16 protein-coding genes and 1 tRNA gene are annotated in these 16722 nt (G+C 41.4%); 10 read left to right on the top strand and 7 right to left on the bottom strand.

The features are described 5' to 3' along the window. Nucleotides 1-292: 292 nt before the first annotated feature. Together B4Z47_RS14185 and B4Z47_RS14180 are read right to left on the bottom strand one after the other, a co-directional pair. Nucleotides 293-365 (bottom strand) — tRNA-Gly (locus B4Z47_RS14185). A 59-nt stretch (nt 366-424) separates the two neighbouring features. Then, the gene (locus B4Z47_RS14180) at nt 425-1969 is read right to left on the bottom strand and encodes an NAD(P)/FAD-dependent oxidoreductase (protein ID WP_070561455.1); all 1545 of its coding nucleotides are present in this window, start codon (nt 1967-1969) and stop codon (nt 425-427) included. 165 nt (nt 1970-2134) lie between these two features. Here B4Z47_RS14180 and B4Z47_RS14175 point away from each other — a divergent pair, with 165 nt between their 5' ends. The 5 genes from B4Z47_RS14175 (at nt 2135) to B4Z47_RS14155 (ending at nt 6246) form a co-directional block, all read left to right on the top strand. Beyond that, complete coding sequence (locus B4Z47_RS14175) at nt 2135-2713, top strand: LemA family protein (RefSeq protein WP_046673163.1); 579 nt, start codon at nt 2135-2137, stop codon at nt 2711-2713. A gap of 155 nt (nt 2714-2868) precedes the next feature. Then, on the top strand, nt 2869-3297 hold the full coding sequence (locus B4Z47_RS14170) for a TPM domain-containing protein (RefSeq protein WP_070561453.1): 429 nt from the start codon (nt 2869-2871) through the stop codon (nt 3295-3297). A gap of 199 nt (nt 3298-3496) precedes the next feature. Then, nucleotides 3497-4258: a TPM domain-containing protein gene (locus tag B4Z47_RS14165; RefSeq protein WP_046673124.1), complete on the top strand. Its 762-nt coding sequence runs from the start codon at nt 3497-3499 to the stop codon at nt 4256-4258. 74 nt (nt 4259-4332) lie between these two features. After that, entirely contained in the window at nt 4333-5472 is a 1140-nt protein-coding gene (locus B4Z47_RS14160) for a TlpA disulfide reductase family protein (RefSeq protein ID WP_070561522.1), read from the top strand. A 327-nt stretch (nt 5473-5799) separates the two neighbouring features. Next, complete coding sequence (locus B4Z47_RS14155; protein ID WP_070561451.1) at nt 5800-6246, top strand: hypothetical protein; 447 nt, start codon at nt 5800-5802, stop codon at nt 6244-6246. A 167-nt stretch (nt 6247-6413) separates the two neighbouring features. Here B4Z47_RS14155 and pfkA read toward each other — a convergent pair whose 3' ends face one another. The 4 genes from pfkA to B4Z47_RS14135 all read right to left on the bottom strand — a co-directional run bounded on the left by pfkA (nt 6414) and on the right by B4Z47_RS14135 (nt 10751). Next, nucleotides 6414-7388 (bottom strand): 6-phosphofructokinase, encoded by a 975-nt coding sequence (pfkA, locus tag B4Z47_RS14150; RefSeq protein WP_046673127.1) that lies wholly within the window; start codon nt 7386-7388, stop codon nt 6414-6416. A gap of 197 nt (nt 7389-7585) precedes the next feature. Continuing rightward, nucleotides 7586-9289, bottom strand: a complete 1704-nt coding sequence (locus tag B4Z47_RS14145) for a protein-disulfide reductase DsbD family protein (RefSeq protein ID WP_070561449.1) — start codon at nt 9287-9289, stop codon at nt 7586-7588. An 86-nt stretch (nt 9290-9375) separates the two neighbouring features. Next, nucleotides 9376-9825: a protein-disulfide reductase DsbD domain-containing protein gene (locus tag B4Z47_RS14140; protein ID WP_070561447.1), complete on the bottom strand. Its 450-nt coding sequence runs from the start codon at nt 9823-9825 to the stop codon at nt 9376-9378. 155 nt (nt 9826-9980) lie between these two features. Beyond that, entirely contained in the window at nt 9981-10751 is a 771-nt protein-coding gene (locus tag B4Z47_RS14135; protein WP_083295773.1) for a biotin--[acetyl-CoA-carboxylase] ligase, read from the bottom strand. 47 nt (nt 10752-10798) lie between these two features. On the opposite strand from B4Z47_RS14135, the gene rsfS reads away from it, so the two are divergent. Genes rsfS through B4Z47_RS14115 form a run of 4 tightly spaced genes read left to right on the top strand, consistent with a single transcriptional unit; the run spans nt 10799 to nt 14635 of the window. Further along, nucleotides 10799-11173, top strand: a complete 375-nt coding sequence (gene rsfS, locus B4Z47_RS14130; protein ID WP_046673130.1) for a ribosome silencing factor — start codon at nt 10799-10801, stop codon at nt 11171-11173. A 46-nt stretch (nt 11174-11219) separates the two neighbouring features. Then, nucleotides 11220-13301, top strand: coding sequence for an ATP-dependent zinc metalloprotease FtsH (gene ftsH, locus B4Z47_RS14125; RefSeq protein ID WP_112375078.1), 2082 nt, complete (start codon nt 11220-11222; stop codon nt 13299-13301). 55 nt (nt 13302-13356) lie between these two features. Next, complete coding sequence (locus B4Z47_RS14120; protein WP_115046382.1) at nt 13357-14004, top strand: LutC/YkgG family protein; 648 nt, start codon at nt 13357-13359, stop codon at nt 14002-14004. A 7-nt stretch (nt 14005-14011) separates the two neighbouring features. Further along, nucleotides 14012-14635 carry a rhomboid family intramembrane serine protease gene (locus B4Z47_RS14115; RefSeq protein ID WP_115046384.1) on the top strand — a complete coding sequence of 208 codons (624 nt, stop codon included), beginning with the start codon at nt 14012-14014 and terminating at the stop codon, nt 14633-14635. On the opposite strand, the gene B4Z47_RS14110 is transcribed toward B4Z47_RS14115, so the two are convergent. Continuing rightward, nucleotides 14632-16176, bottom strand: coding sequence for a YifB family Mg chelatase-like AAA ATPase (locus B4Z47_RS14110; protein ID WP_070561518.1), 1545 nt, complete (start codon nt 16174-16176; stop codon nt 14632-14634). The two genes, B4Z47_RS14115 and B4Z47_RS14110, sit on opposite strands and share 4 nt — an antisense overlap. 235 nt (nt 16177-16411) lie before the next feature. On the opposite strand from B4Z47_RS14110, the gene B4Z47_RS14105 reads away from it, so the two are divergent. Continuing rightward, on the top strand, nt 16412-16681 hold the full coding sequence (locus B4Z47_RS14105; RefSeq protein ID WP_070561440.1) for a YtxH domain-containing protein: 270 nt from the start codon (nt 16412-16414) through the stop codon (nt 16679-16681). Nucleotides 16682-16722: the final 41 nt, after the last annotated feature.

Below are 16722 nucleotides of genomic sequence, written 5' to 3'. Positions count from 1 at the left end.
TTCACGGTATAACAACGGATCTTAATCGGAGCTACAACGCTATTTGTTCGCTCACAACCGAAGAAGCACCGAACAAGTACCGAACAAGCTCCGAAGAAGCACCGAGGAAGCTATGAATGGAACCAACGTTGAAACTAATCCGTTCTTGGTACTTGCTTTAAATTGTGCTAATAATTTTTTCGGCAATTTTAGTTAAAATCAAACAAAGATAAAGGTGATGAAGGGCTGAAATGTAGGGAATAACAGAGCACTATTAAACGAAAAAAGCTTCCAAATTTTGGAAGCTTTTTTGAGCGAAAGACGAGATTCGAACTCGCGACCCCAACCTTGGCAAGGTTGTGCTCTACCAACTGAGCTACTTTCGCGTTGATGTTACAAAAGTAAGGCATTTATTCGTATTCTGCAAGAGGAAAAGCAAAAAATATTAACTTAAATTGATCGCATCAACACAATTAATACCGTCTATAGCCGCCGAAATGATACCGCCGGCATAACCTGCCCCTTCACCACAAGGGTAAAGTCCTTTGACCTGAGGGTGTTGTAAATCTTCTTTATTTCTAGGAATCCGAATCGGTGAAGATGTACGTGACTCTACACCGACTAAAATGGCTTCATTGGTATAATACCCTTTCATCTTTTTGCCAAAGATGGGCAACGCACCGCGTAATGCTTCGTGAACAAAAACAGGTAGCACTTCGGTGAGATCTGCAGATGCTGTTCCGGGCTTGTACGAGTTTTCTGGCAGATCCATAGATACACGTCCTTCGACAAAGTCGACCATGCGTTGCGCCGGAGCAACGAGCTTACCGCCACCTACGGCAAAAGCCTTTCGTTCGATCTCTTTCTGAAAATTCAGTAATGCAAATGGATCCTTATGTGCATTGGCAACGTCCTCAAGGTTGATCTGAATAACGGTGCCTGAATTGGCGTGCGGATTATTTCGTTTGGATGGTGACCATCCGTTGACAACGATTTCATCTAAATCTGTTGCACAGGGAGCAATGACGCCGCCTGGGCACATGCAGAATGAAAATACACCACGGTCATTCACCTGTTCAACCAGGCTATAATAGGCTGGCGGCAAATGCTCGCTTCTTACCTGGCAGTGGTATTGCGCCTGATCAATGATTGCCTGCGGGTGCTCGATACGCACGCCCAAAGCAAATGCTTTGGCTTCGATCAGCCAATTGTTGCGATGAAAAAGCTCGAAAATATCCCGCGCAGAGTGCCCTGTTGCTACAATGACATGATCTGCCTTAATTTCTTCACCATTGGCTAATTTGACACCGCGTACTTGACCGAAGGATTCTAAAATGTCATCGACACGTTGGTCAAAATGAAATTCGCCCCCAAATTCAAGGACGCTCTCGCGCATGGCTTCAATAATATGCGGCAATTTATTTGTACCGATATGTGGGCGCGCATTGACCAGAATATCCGTCGTTGCCCCATGGGAAACGAAAAGTCTGAGTACTTTGTCTACGTCACCTCGCTTATTGGAACGTGTATATAATTTTCCGTCTGAGTACGTTCCAGCTCCACCTTCGCCAAAGCAGTAGTTTGACTCAGGGTTTACGATGCCTTCCCGGTTCAACTTAGCTAGATCGCGTCTACGGTCTTGGACCTTTTTACCGCGTTCGATTACAATTGGTTTGAGACCACGTTCAATACAGCGTATTGCTGCAAACAGGCCGGCAGGGCCCGCGCCAATAATAATAACGGGTTTTCCGTCTTTAACGGACTTAAAATTATTTTCGTAGATTTCTGGAACAGGAAGCTCGTCAATGTAGTAAATAACCCGAGCTCGATAAACAACCTGCTTGCTTCGGGCATCAATGGAACGTTTGCGGATTTTATAACCTTTGACTTGTTGAGGTTGGACTTTCAGGGCTTTGATCCCTTGCTGTAGAATATACTGATCGTCCTCGATTCTTTCTGGAAGTATCGCAATTTCAATTTCTTTTTGCATAGTATAAGGGCTGGGTTTTTATCCCAAAACCGGGACAAAGTTAATGAATATTGGCTATTTGGAGATTTGGAAATAAAAATATTCTTATCTTAGTAAGAGCTTGGTATATGCTTTGATAGTGTAACCGTATAATTTGAATAGTATTTAATTCTTTGAACAATGAAAATTAAAAGATTTTTGGTCGCCCTATGTGGTTTATTTGCATTAGTATCATTAAACTCCTGTGGCTACAATACGATGGTCTCACAAGATGAGAATGTTAAAGGAAAATGGGCACAAGTTGAAAATGCGTATCAACGTCGTGCGGATCTAGTTCCAAATTTGGTTAATACGGTAAAAGGAGCGGCAAAACACGAAGAAAGTACATTGACAGCTGTTGTAGAGGCACGAGCTAAAGCTACTTCGGTGACGATTAATGCCGATGACTTGTCTGAGGAGAATATTGCCAAGTTTCAAAAAGTTCAGGATGAATTCAGCGGTTCGTTGAGTCGTCTTTTGGCGTCTGTTGAAGCTTATCCTGATTTGAAAGCCAATCAGAACTTTTTGGAATTACAAGCACAGCTGGAAGGTACTGAAAATCGTATTTCAACAGAACGTAGATCTTACAATGAAGCGGTACAGCAATATAATACCACCGTACGTAGCTTCCCGAATAATTTAATGGCGGGGATGTTCGGATTTAAGGCAAAAGGTACATTTACTGCGGCCCCAGGTTCGGATAAAGCGCCAACGGTATCATTCTAACAGCAAATTGTTAGGAATGAACAGGATGATGGATGATGCGGCTTTCGTAGAAGCACATCATCCATTTTTTTATCGTGTTTTAATTAGTTTAGACCCTTTGAATCTGGAATAACCGGTATGGTAATCTAGTTTTGGAGTGCAAACGTATACAAACTATGGCATTAAATTCTGAAGAACAAGAGAAGATCGTTCACGCTATTAATGTAGCTGAAAATGAGACTTCTGGTGAGATTCGTGTAGTGGTCGAAAATCATTGCCCCGACGAGGTACATGATCGTGCAACCTATTATTTTTCCAAATTGGGCATGCATAAGACTACATTGAAAAATGGTGTTCTTATCTATATCGCGCTGGAAGACCATAAATTTTCCATTATCGGCGATAAGGGAATTCACCAACGTGTAGAAGGTGATTTTTGGAACAGTACCAAAGATCTAATGGTGGCGGAGTTTCGGGTGGATCGCATTGTTGAGGGCTTGGTCAAGGGGATCGAACATGCGGGTAAACAATTGGCAAAATTCTTCCCGCGTGAACACGATGACATCAACGAGCTTCCAAATGATATTGTTTTTGGAGACCGTTAGTTGTTAAGTGACTAGAAACAGTCCCGAAAAGCTATTTCCTGTCTCACAAATAAACTGATAAAGATCGTGATAAACCCGATTTCGGGATTCACCGAACGCCATTTGCATGAAAACTGCTCAAGGCAAATAAAAATGAATAAAAGAGAATTATAGGATGAAATTTGTATCGAGATTATTTTCTCGGGTTCGGATCCCTGCTATGGCTATGTTGCTTTGTTTGCTGTCGGTAGCCACAGTATTGGGTCAAGATTTCCCAGAAACATCAAATAGGCTTGTCAATGATTATACAAACACATTGACCGCAAGTCAGAAGCAATTATTGGAGCAGAAGCTATTGGCATTTGAGGATTCCGCATCTACGCAGATTGCAGTGGTTATGATGAATTCTACCGGTGGCTATGATATTTCTGATTATGCGGTTCGTTTAGCGAAAAAATGGGGTATTGGGAATAAAAAGTATAATAACGGTATTCTGTTGTTGGTCGCTCTGGGAGATCGGGCGGTGACTATTCAAACAGGTTATGGCATAGAGGGCGCTGTCCCGGATGCCATTGCATATCGTATTATTGAAAATGATATCAAGCCGGCTTTTCGTCAGGGCGATTACTACAAAGGAGTGGACGATGCGACCAGTTCCTTAATTTCCTACACAAAAGGTGAGTACAAAGCTGATCCAAAACAACCGAAAGGAAAGGGATCAGGTTCGGTGATGTTTGTTGTTATTATTGTGATAGTCTTGGTTGTTCTTTTCTCCAATCGCGGTGGACGAGGTGGTGGCGGTGGTGGCCGTGTGATGAATGGACGCGGCGCTTCTGATATCTTTTGGTGGACATTGCTGAATGGTCTTGGCGGCGGTGGCGGCCGAGGTGGCGGCGGTGGCTTCGGCGGAGGCTCTGGTGGCGGATTTGGCGGTTTCGGTGGCGGTGATTTTGGTGGTGGCGGTGCTTCCGGACGTTGGTAACATCTTTGCTAAATAATGTTAAATAGGACGACAGTGAAACGGAAATGTTTTACATTTATGGGAAGTATATAATTATGAAAAAGGGAATATTAATGGGTTTAAGCTTTTTACCAGCCTTGTTAATGGCACAAGAAAGCTTCACGGTTACAGGAAAAGTAAACACGACGTCAGACAAAGCGAAAGTGTTTATGCAGTATGCTGCGAATGGCACTCGTCAGACTGATTCAGCAACGGTCGTAAAAGGCGAATTTAAGTTCAACGGACAGGTAGCTACACCAACAAAAGGTATGATGATCTATTCGCCGGAGGGCTTAACTTTTGCAGAACTTAGAAATAGTCAAAAGCAACCTGAGACAGCACAGTTATATCTTTCTAAAGGCGTTATCAAAGTCGATGCTACCAAAGGGTTTAAAAATGCAACGGTCTCAGGTACGGCGCTTAATGACGATCTGACGCAGTACAAGGCTTTTGTGAAACCGCATACGGATGCGTTCGAGGCATTGAACCAACAATATTATGCGGCTTCGGAGACGCAAAAACAGGATCCTAAATTCATCGAAGGCTTACAAAAACAAGCTGGTGAGATTTCCGAAAAAATGGAAAAAGCAGATGCTGAATTTATTAACAAAAACCCAAAAAGCTGGTATACGTTGGATTTGTTGTCTGAGAATGTCAGCGGTGAAAACGTCAATGAATATGTAGCTTCTTTTGAGAAAATGTCTCCTGAACTGAAAGATTCTGAAAAAGGGAAGGAATTGGCTGAGCGTATCCAGAAATTGAAAGCAGTAGCTGTTGGTTCGGTAGCTCCTGACTTCACATTGCCAGACACAACAGGAAAGAATATTTCCTTATCTTCCTTAAGAGGAAAATATGTTTTGTTGGATTTTTGGGCAAGTTGGTGTGGTCCTTGTCGTCATGAGAACCCGAATGTCGTTGCGGCTTTCAATAAATTTAAAGATAAAGGATTTACCGTGTTTGGTGTTTCTTTAGACAATCCCGGTAAAAAAGATGCTTGGGTGAAAGCTATCCATGATGATAATTTACAACAATGGCCACACGTTTCAGATCTACAGGGCTGGAAATCAGCTCCGGTAAAATTGTACGAAGTACGTGGTATTCCGCAAAACTTCCTCATTGATCCTTCTGGTAAAATTGTCGCATCAAATTTAAGAGGTGAGGCTTTGGATGCGAAGTTAGCTGAATTGCTAAAGTAAACTGATATTTAGTTGCCATTGGGCATGAATAACCCCTAATTGTTATACTCATGTGAACTGAGTCTGCAATTAGGGGTTTCTTTTTATAGTCGTCCTCATCCAATCGCTTTTTTGGCGCCGCGACTAATTGACGACTCTAAAAGGGGAATAGCGTGACGACTGCAAAACATTGAATGAATTCGCTAACTTCGTCTGCTGCTCTAGCGAATGATTTCATGAAACCGCCATATCCTCGTAACAGCGGGATTAGGGGATGATGAATCCTAGGTATTTAAACATGGTGATCAATGGGATTTCTAGCGCTATTGGGGTTATAAAATTGTAAAGATGAAGAAAACAGTAATTTTGGGTATATTCTTGGGGACGGTGATTGCTTCCTGCGGTGGCGATCAAGATAAGGGAATTCCTGTTGTCAACCTAGAGGCGTTGCATGCCATACCTTTGGATCACCCGATTGATCAATTGGCTAAAGACACGACATTTATCGATGTTACGTTGCCGCCTAATGCCCGGATCGATCAGTTGTCACAACAGGAGCTGGGTCAACTAAAGGCTGCGGCATATCGTTTTTATCAGCATGTTACACTGGAAAATAATCAATACCGTGTTGATCTTAAAGATCCAAAGGTCCTACACCTATCGGAACAGGTTATTAAGGCATATGAACAGGCGATCAGCAATACGAATCATTTTGCGGACTCGATGGCCAAAGCTGGTCAGGCCATTCAGTTGCCGCCGGTATCTGAAGAATACCGCAATAATTTGCTTAAATAACAACTGGGATTGATATGGAGCTCATGTACGCTTATGGAATATGACCGTTCGGGTATCAGGCCTTTACAAAGAATTTGAACAAATCAAGAAACACAAGGCATAAAAAAAGAGTATACATCACGATGTATACTCTTTTTTTATTGTTAGTCAAGAATAAACTAGATCATTTACAACGAAAGGATTTCAATGATACGAAGCAGATCTTCATTCATTTTTACGTTATGCTTGATGGCGCTCTTAAAGGGTGTGAATCTTACTTCACTGCAGATCAGTCCGGCCATTTCACCTCTGCGGCCTTGTAGTAAAGCCTCTACCGCTGCAACTCCAAGCCTGCTGGCCAATACGCGGTCCATGCAAGTAGGGCTTCCGCCACGCTGAATATGTCCTAAAATAGATAATCTAACGTCGTAATGCGGGAAATTTTCCTTGATTTTTTCCGATACCACCATACCGCCTTCTTTGTCGCCTTCAGCAACAATAATAATGCGGGATGATTTATTTTTACGGCTTTTGTCAAGTCTTTTCATAATCGCATCATAGTCTACCTCGAACTCAGGAACCAGAACTGCCTCAGCACCGGTACTGATACCAGAACGGACGGCGATAAGACCAGAGTCGCGGCCCATCACTTCGATCACAAAAAGTCTATCGTGAGACTCGGCGGTGTCGCGAATTTTGTCTACGGCTTGGATAACTGTATTAATGGCTGTATCATAGCCAATAGTGAAGTCTGTGCCGGCCAAATCGTTATCGATTGTGCCCGGAAGACCGATGATAGGAAAATCGAATTCTTCGATAAATTTGGATGCGCCGGTAAATGTACCATCGCCACCGATAACAACCATGGCATCAATACCGTGGCTGCGTAAATTTTCATAAGCCTGCTTACGTCCTTCAATTGTTTTGAAAGCCTCGCTGCGGGCTGTTTTTAGGATAGTACCACCACGTTGTATGATATTGGCTACAGATTTAGCATCCATAGGGATAATCTCACCATTAACTAGACCATCATAACCTCTGCGTACCCCAAATACTTCAAGATTATTGTAGATCCCCGCTCTAACAACAGCGCGGATACCAGCATTCATTCCTGGAGCATCTCCTCCAGATGTCAAAACAGCAATTTTTTTAATGTTACTCATACGTACTCAAACTTAGCTATTTTTAAGCGTATATACAATTATATTTCCGTTATTAGAAGTCGCCAATATCGCTATTAAGAACAAGCAATCGCTTTATTAACTGCAATTCATCTAAGTGTGAGCTAAAGATAATGCAAATTTAATAATTGCTTGTTCTCTGCTGTTAATCTCGACGGATACCTTCTGCTGTATACAGGCTATTTTTTTGCCTTAAATGCATCAATTCCGCTCTGTAAAAACGCTTTATATTGTTCAATATTTCTATTTGCACCAGACTGAGGTACCAATACCTTTCCAGTGGCGTCTACAATAACATATAACGGTTGTGAATTGCTATTGAACGTCGATGCTTGGAAATCACTGTTTTTATTTCCTATCGTTTTAATCTTTTTGCCACTGTATTTTGATACGAATTGTTCGTTTGCAGGTAATTCTGTTTTATCATCGACAAACAATTCGGCCATAACAAATTCTTCCTTCAATAGTTTGGCAACCGCAGGATCAGTCCAGACATTTGCTTCCATCTCCCGACAGTTAACACAGTTCCAACCTGTAAAATCTATCAATACAGGTTTATTCAGTTCTTTTGCTGTTTCCAAGGCCTGATCATAATCATAATATGGATCAAATCCTTTTGGTGTACCGCGTTCGTGAAAAATCTCCGCGTATTTTTTGACTTTACCATCACTGTGTGCGGGAGCGGCTGCTATTCCTGCCGACAGGTCAAAGTCCTGTGTTGCCGAGGGTGGCAAGAAAGCTGAAATTGATTTTAGGGGAGCTCCCCATAGCCCCGGTACCATATAGATAACGAAGGAGAATACAATGATAGCGAGAATAGTTCTCGGTACGGAGAGGAATTTTAATTCACTGTCATGTGAAAATTTAATCTTTCCAATAAGATATAAGCCCATCATACTAAAGATGGCAATCCATAGCGATAAGAACACCTCCCGATCCAGCCAATTCCAATGGTAGGCCAAATCTACATTTGATAAGAATTTCAGTGCCAGTGCAAGCTCTAAGAAGCCGAGTACAACCTTCACCGAATTTAACCAGCCACCAGATTTTGGCAGGGATTTTAACATCGAAGGGAACATCGCAAATAAGCCAAAAGGAATTGCAAGTGCTATAGAAAAGCCAAGCATACCGATTGCGGGACCTAGGCGTTCTCCTTTTGAGGCCGCTTCGACCAATAAGGTGCCAATAATGGGGCCAGTACAGGAGAAGGAGACCAGTGAAAGGCTGAATGCCATAAAGAAAAGCCCTACGAGACCGCCTTTGTCGGATTTGGCATCCATTTTATTGACAAAAGAACTCGGTAACGTGATTTCAAAAGCACCAAAAAAGGATGCGGCGAAAACAACTAATAAGAGGAAGAATAGGAAGTTAAATACCCCATTTGTGGATAAAGCATTCAATGCATCCGAACCAAAGGAAATGGTAATAATCATTCCTAAAGCGACATAGATCACAATAATAAAGAGACCGTAGAGGAGTGCCTTGCTGATACCGCTTGCGCGGCTTCCAGCCTGTTTTGTAAAATAACTTACGGTAAGTGGGAGCATTGGAAATATACATGGCATGAGTAGCGCTGCGAAGCCGCCAACTAATCCTGCGATAAAGATACTCCAAAGTGATTTTTTACTTGATTCTTGCCCGGAGGGAGCGTTTGCCTTAACAGGAGCTATTTTGCTGCTGTCCTGACTAACCATTGTGTCAGGTGAAGCTGTAAAATTTAGATCCTCAGGTACCGCTTCAACAGCGGTAGCTGTATCCGGTGATGATTCAAATTGAAGTCCTTCTGTACTTGTTAAACTATCTTGTGCGGAGGCAAAAGTTGCTGTCGTTAAAGAAAGACTGAAAAAAGCAATTAAAAGTAGAATGAATGTGTTTTTTAACATGCGTATGAATTTCTGATGTTATGGTCAAAAATAAAAAAAGGCGATGAGAATCGCCTTATTAATTTATCCGTGTAGAATCATTTTTACTATTTGATTGTCACAGCAAAAGCATATTCGTCTGGAGGAAGACATTGTGATGCATCACATGCTTGCCATTCAACAGTGCCTTTAACGGTGGCAGTTCCTTTGTTTAAAGTTACTTTTTGTTGGAAAATTACCTCGTTTGTAAAATAACCAACATCCATCTTAAATACATCCTCGTGTTTTACTTTTGGTTTCGGCTCTGCAGTTTTACCTACCAATGTATAATCTGCCGCTTTAGCAAAGTTGAAAGAAGTTGGAATTGGGCCACCATCTTTCACATTTTGTGAATATATGTGCCATCCATTTTGGATTGTAGCTTTTACATAAACTACAGCTTCTTTGTTATTTAACTTTTTGCTCGCCACAGTCCATTTTACCGGTTTGTGAATCTGAGCGAATGCTCCCGTAACTGCAAAAATTACCACAGTCATTAACAGTATTAACTTTTTCATCAGAATTTAATTTGTTCTTTCCTTTTTCACTACAATGATTGCAGTGTGTTCTTGTTCTTTGATACTTCGGGTGAATAAAGGTTTAATCACGCTGTTGACAAATTTAGAACAAAGGTTTGACAATCCTAAAATGGGTTATCCTTTTTTTGTAAAGATTAAGTAATAAGATGTGTAATTTCTTTGATATCAAATTCGCGCAAGGTGTCTTCCAAAAGAACCAGTAGCTTCCCGTCATTAGACACCTGTTGAATAATGCCAGTTTTTTTGATGCCGTCGACTAGGAATGGTCTTTCTTCACCTCTCCAAAACAATAACGCGTTGTAGCGGTTTAACTGATATTGAGCCCCCTCCTTATACAGGTTCAGGTACTCCTGTTGGATCACTTGGAATAACTCCTGTGCCAGTTCCTTGATGTTGTAATCCTGTCGATCGGTCAGGCAGGCGAGCGAGGTTATTGTTGTTGCTGTGTCAAAATTAATTTGATTAATATTTACACCAATGCCAATAATTGCGTGGTCTATTTTACTGCCTTTTAATTTATTTTCTATTAAAATGCCTGTTATTTTCTTTGAATTGACGTAAATATCATTGGGCCATTTCACGGCTACAGGCTGCTCGGTTTTGCTTTTCAGCCAATTGACGGTTGCAATGGCGATTGTGGCGGAAAGCGCAAATTGTTCCGCTATGGGCAGGAAATGAGGCTTTAAGAGGATCGATGTTGTTAGATTTTTCCCTGGTTCACTGACCCAGGAGCTTCCACGCTGCCCCTTGCCCTGAAATTGTTCTTCTGCTAAAATGGCAGTCCCCTCAGCTAGTGGCTTGAAATTTGACAATAATTCCCTGAGATAATCGTTTGTAGAGGCGACTTTGTCAAGATATATTGTATTTTGACCGATGATAAGTCCCGAAATATTGTTATTTTGCAAACTGAAAGTATTAAATAAATATTAAGTCAAAACTATCACATTTTTTAATGAGTAAAAATAAAAGTTCAGAATTGTCCCAACGTCTATCAGAAATTATCGTTTATGGTATGCAAGAAAAGAAAGCAAACGAGATCGTTCGCTTGGATTTAAGAGATCTTCACAGTTCTGTTTCCGATTATTTTGTGATTTGTCATGCCGATTCTAACATTCAGGTGAATGCGATAGCAAAGAGTGTCGAAGAAGAAGTCTATAAGGCATTTGGTCAAGAACCCCAATATAAAGAAGGACAATCCAATGGTGAATGGTTGATTTTGGATTTTGTGGATGTGGTTGTACATATCTTTAAGACCGAAAAAAGAGCGCATTATGGTATCGAGGATTTATGGGGAGATGCAGAAGTACAGCATTTCCAAAGCGCTTAATTGTCCTCAACGAAAAAATTTATAAAGAAAATATAATTACGATATAATGAAAAAAATCCCGAGTAGTAAGGTAAGCCCGAAACCGCCAAAATTCAATTTTGTGTGGCTTATGATTGCCATGTTTTTAGGTTTTTTTGCCTTACAGTACGTTTTTGGAGAAAGCCCAGCTAAGGAAGTTAGCTATAGTGATTTTGAGACACGTATGTTGAATACAGGCGCTGTAGAGCGTCTCGTCGCCTATAAAAAGAATGATCTTGTCGAAGTGGAGGTCTATCTAAAAAAGGGCTGGAAAGATAACCCAAGTTTTAAAGACGCTACAAAAGCTGCTGATCCGCTTCCAAGTCTATCAGGACAGGAAGACAAGGGTCCACAATATATTTTTAAGGATGCCTCTCCCGATGTTTTAGAAAAGAAATTAGCTGCATCGCAAGCGGAATTAACGCCAGGTACACCAAAGGTCCAGTTGACTTATGATGATCGTTCCAACCCTTGGGCAAGCTGGTTTATCACGTTTATGTTGCCGTTGTTGGTATTGGCTGCAATCTGGATCTTCTTGATGCGTCGTATGGGCGGTGGTGCTGGCGGCGGTGGCGGTGCGATCTTTAATATAGGTAAATCCAAGGCGACGTTGTTTGATAAAGAATCGCAGATCAATATCACATTTAATGATGTTGCTGGTCTTGAAGAAGCGAAACAAGAAGTTATGGAGATTGTGGATTTCTTAAAAAATCCACGTAAGTATACCAATCTAGGGGGTAAAATTCCGAAAGGCGCTTTGCTTGTAGGGCCTCCAGGAACAGGTAAGACTTTATTGGCTAAAGCTGTAGCCGGAGAGGCTCAAGTGCCATTTTTCTCGCTATCCGGATCTGACTTTGTCGAAATGTTTGTGGGTGTAGGTGCATCGCGTGTTCGCGATTTGTTTAAGCAAGCGAAAGAGAAAGCGCCATGTATCATTTTTATCGATGAGATTGACGCTATAGGTCGTGCTCGTGGTAAAAACTCGATGATGGGCGGTAATGACGAGCGTGAAAATACATTGAACCAATTATTGGTGGAGATGGATGGTTTCGGTACGGATTCAGGCGTTATTATTTTAGCGGCTACTAACCGTATCGATGTACTGGATACAGCATTGTTGCGTCCAGGACGTTTTGACCGTCAAATTTCTATTGATAAACCGGATTTGATTGGCCGTGAGCAAATTTTCAAAGTGCATCTAAAGCCGTTGAAATTATCGGCTGAGGTCGATGCAAAAAAATTATCGGCGCAGACACCTGGTTTTGCGGGAGCTGAAATTGCCAACGTGTGTAACGAAGCAGCCCTTATTGCTGCCCGTAAAAATAAACCCGAGATTGATATGCAGGATTTTCAGGATGCCGTTGATCGTGTGATCGGTGGTCTTGAGAAGAAAAACAAAATCATCTCTCCGGAAGAGAAACGTATTGTCGCTTATCATGAGGCTGGGCACGCTATTGCGGGCTGGTTTTTAGAGCACGCCGATCCTTTGGTAAAAGTGTCTATTGTACCACGTGGTGTCGCTGCTTTGGGTTATGCACAGTATCTTCCCCGTGAGCAGTTCCTATATACGACAGAACAGCTTATAGACAGTTTATGTATGACTATGGGTGGTCGTGTCGCTGAAGATATTACTTTTGGAAGAATTTCAACAGGTGCTCAAAATGACTTAGAGCGTATCACGCAACTTTCTTATGCGATGATTGCAATCTACGGTATGAATGATAAAGTTGGAAATGTTTCCTTCCGAGATAGTTCTGAGGCATCTTTCCAAAAGCCGTATTCTGACAAAACGGCAGAGCTGATTGATGCAGAGGTACGTAACTTAATTAATGACGTCTATGCACGTACCAAACAGTTATTGCTGGATAAACGTGAGGGTTTGATTAAAATAGCAGAAAAGCTATTGGAAAAAGAGATTCTTTTTCAGTCGGACTTGGAAGAGATATTAGGTAAACGTCCATTTGAAACCAAGACTACTTACGAGGAGTTTGTGAATGGTGCTGATGGTGGTGGAGTTCCACAGACAGATTTACCGTTGGATGTTCATCCGGACGAAGCGCGATCTAACGAAGGGCAGAGTTCAGAAACACCCTCCAATAATTTGAATTAATTTGAATGCTGCAGCGCTAGAGTGATCTAGCGCTGCATTTATATATATTTGCGCCATGAACGTGAAGAACGCAACAGCGAAAGAGATAATGTTAAAACGGGTACGTCAGGCATTACTACAGAAAAACGATAATCCACATCCCAATTTCAAAGAAACGCCGCTTTATAAAGAAGAGGATGAGTTGGTGGATATTGTTTTTGTTCGCGAATTGACTGCTGCGGGAGGCAAGTTTCTGTATTGTGATGGCGAGATCGGTCTGATTGAAAATCTGATTTTATTGACCGAGGAGAATAATATCAAAAATATATACGCTTGGGAACAAGGTGTTCAAAATTTACTCAGTCCATATGGTTTCCCTTTTTTAAAAACAGCGGAAGATTTTGAATCAGCAAATGCGAGCATTACCTCATGTGAAGCATTGGTTGCACGTAATGGAAGTGTTATGGTGAGTAATGCAAATGCTTCAGGACGCAGGTTGAGTATATATCCTCCAATTCATATTGTCATTGCCAAAGCTTCGCAATTGGTTTGGGATCTCAAAGATGCTCTAGCTTACATGCAAAAGCGCTATGGTCAAGAAATCCCGACAATGATCTCTACGATTACAGGTCCGTCTCGGACAGCAGATATTGAGAAAAGGTTAGTCTTGGGTGCACATGGGCCAAAAGAATTTTACGTTTTACTTTTAGAAGATAGATTCTAGAACACTTATGTTATTATTTTATTTACAATACATGCCTGTGGCGAGTATTATTTTCGTCCTTACCCTCGCTACCAGTATCTATACGTTTTCACATGAACAACTTTACGGTAAACTGATGTTGCATCCGTATAGTATCGCACGTAATCGAAAATGGTATACCATCCTTACCAGTGGCTTTGTGCATAAAGATTGGGGGCATCTGCTGTTTAATATGCTTACCTTCTATTATTTTGCATTTGGTTTGGAGCGCATACTTGCAGAAGCAAGTCCATACGGTCATATTTTATTTGCCGTAATCTATGTCGGTAGTTTGATCTTGAGCGATATTCCAACAATCATCCAGCAAAAAAATAACCCCGGTTACTATAGTTTAGGCGCTTCAGGTGCGATTTGTGGGGTTCTGTTTAGCTACATTCTTTTCGATCCGAAAATTACCATTGGTGTGATGATGATTATACCGATGCCGGCTTATCTGTTTGCATTTTTGTTTTTAGGTTACTGTGTGTGGGCGTCAAAAAAAGCGCAAGATGGTATAAATCACGATGCTCATTTCTTTGGCGCATTGTCGGGTCTGATCTTGACGATTATCTGTTTCCCTTGGGTTATTAAGCATTGTTTGGCTCAGTTTTAAAATTTTCCACCCCAGGTTTCCCGATCTAAATTTCTATACTGGATCGCTTCGGCGAGATGATGATTTTCGATCATTTTACTTTGCTCCATATCAGCGATTGTTCGAGCAACTTTGAGTATTCTATCGTATGCTCTTGCAGATAGGCTCAGACGTTCAATAGCCGTTTTAAGTAACTTCCTTCCGGGCTCATCAATCTGACATATTTCTCGGGTCAATTGTGTACTCATCTGGGCATTACAATGGATGTCTGGGAAGGATTTAAAACGTTCTTTCTGGATTTCGCGTGTCTGAATGACCCGACGGCGTACCGTGCGGCTATCATCTATAGAACGTGTTGTATTCAATTCATCAAATAGCACGGGGGTGACTTCGATGTGGAGGTCTATACGGTCTAAAAGTGGTCCTGATATTTTGCTTAGATAACGCTGAACGGTGTTAGTGCCGCAGATGCATTCTTTCTCGGGGTGATTGAAATAACCACAGGGGCAGGGATTCATGGCAGCAATGAGCATAAAACTTGCGGGGTACTCGACGGTAAGTTTAGCTCTTGATATCGTAATTTGACGCGATTCAAGTGGCTGACGCATGACTTCGAGGACGCTCCGTTTGAATTCTGGCAATTCGTCAAGGAATAATACGCCATGGTGGGATAAAGAAATTTCACCCGGCAATGGATTTGAGCCGCCCCCTACCATGGCCACATCGGATATTGTATGATGTGGAGAACGAAAGGGCCGTGCAGTGACGAGGGAGTCTTTCGCCTTTAGATTTCCAGACACAGAGTGTATTTTGGTCGTTTCCAGCGATTCGGTCATATTGAGTGGGGGAAGGATCGTTGGTAGTCTTTTTGCCAACATGGTTTTTCCTGCTCCTGGTGGACCTATTAAAATAAGGTTATGTCCACCAGATGCTGCGATTTCCAGCGCTCGTTTGATATTCTCCTGTCCTTGTACATCAGAGAAATCGACGTCATAAATGGCCGTATCATCCTGAAAAAATGTTTGTATGTTAACTTTTGTAGGCTCGATTGTTACAGTATGATTGAGAAATTCCACTACTTGGGTCAGATTTTCTACACCAATAACATCGATTTCAGTGACGATAGCTGCCTCTTTTGCATTTGCTTTAGGTAATATTATTCCTTTAAACCCTTCTTTGCGCGCCTGTAATGCAATTGGTAGAACACCACGTATGGGCTTAATACTTCCGTCTAATGATAGCTCGCCTAAAATAAGATAGTCTTCCAGACGGATATTTGTGATTTGGCCGGAAGATGCTAATATGCCTATTGCAATTGATAGGTCGTAACTTGAACCTTCTTTACGAATATCTGCGGGTGCCAAGTTGACAACGATCTTTTGGCGTGGCATGTGAAGTTGACAGGAATTAATGGCACTTTCGATACGTCTTAAGCTTTCTTTAACGGCATTGTCAGGCAGGCCAACGATATAATAATGGAGGCCAGTAGATACGATTACCTCGACGGTAATAGTGCAGGCATTTATCCCATAGACGGCGCTGCAATAGGTTTTATTTAGCATAATTTTCATAATCGACTGATTTAAAGATACTAAAAAATTGAGTAAGTTAATAATTGTCGGGTGAAATATTGATGGAGGATCCAAGATTACCGAAAAAAATGATTATATTGTTAATATAGTTCCTTATTAATAACGGATAAAAAGCATTGTTTGGCAAACGATTTGCTTTGTTAATTGTATTATTAACGAGGACTAGATTCTTCGTAATAGATTTAGAACTTTAAAAGAAAAAGAAATGAATGACACAAGTAAAGTAGCTTTGGCGTTATTAGCCGGTCTTGCCGCGGGTGCAGCTTTGGGAGTTTTATTTGCTCCAGACAAAGGGTCGGATACAAGAGATAAAATAAATGATTCATTAAGCGATTTGAGTGATGCTATTCGGGAAAGAGCAGAGGAGCAATTTGATCAGTTGAATGATTTCAAAGAGAAGATTGTTTCTACGTTAAAAGGGAAGTTAAATCAGGCAGAAGAAGTGCTGGATGATGATATCATCGAACATGCATAGTTCGCAGATTATTCAAAAGAATAATTGGTGTAGAGTACATA

The organism is Sphingobacterium sp. UBA2610, from assembly GCF_002339225.1.
In the GTDB taxonomy this organism is placed as follows: domain Bacteria; phylum Bacteroidota; class Bacteroidia; order Sphingobacteriales; family Sphingobacteriaceae; genus Sphingobacterium; species Sphingobacterium multivorum.
The sequence above is the reverse complement of the archived record's forward strand: the minus strand, read 5'-3'. Positions and strand labels throughout refer to the sequence as shown.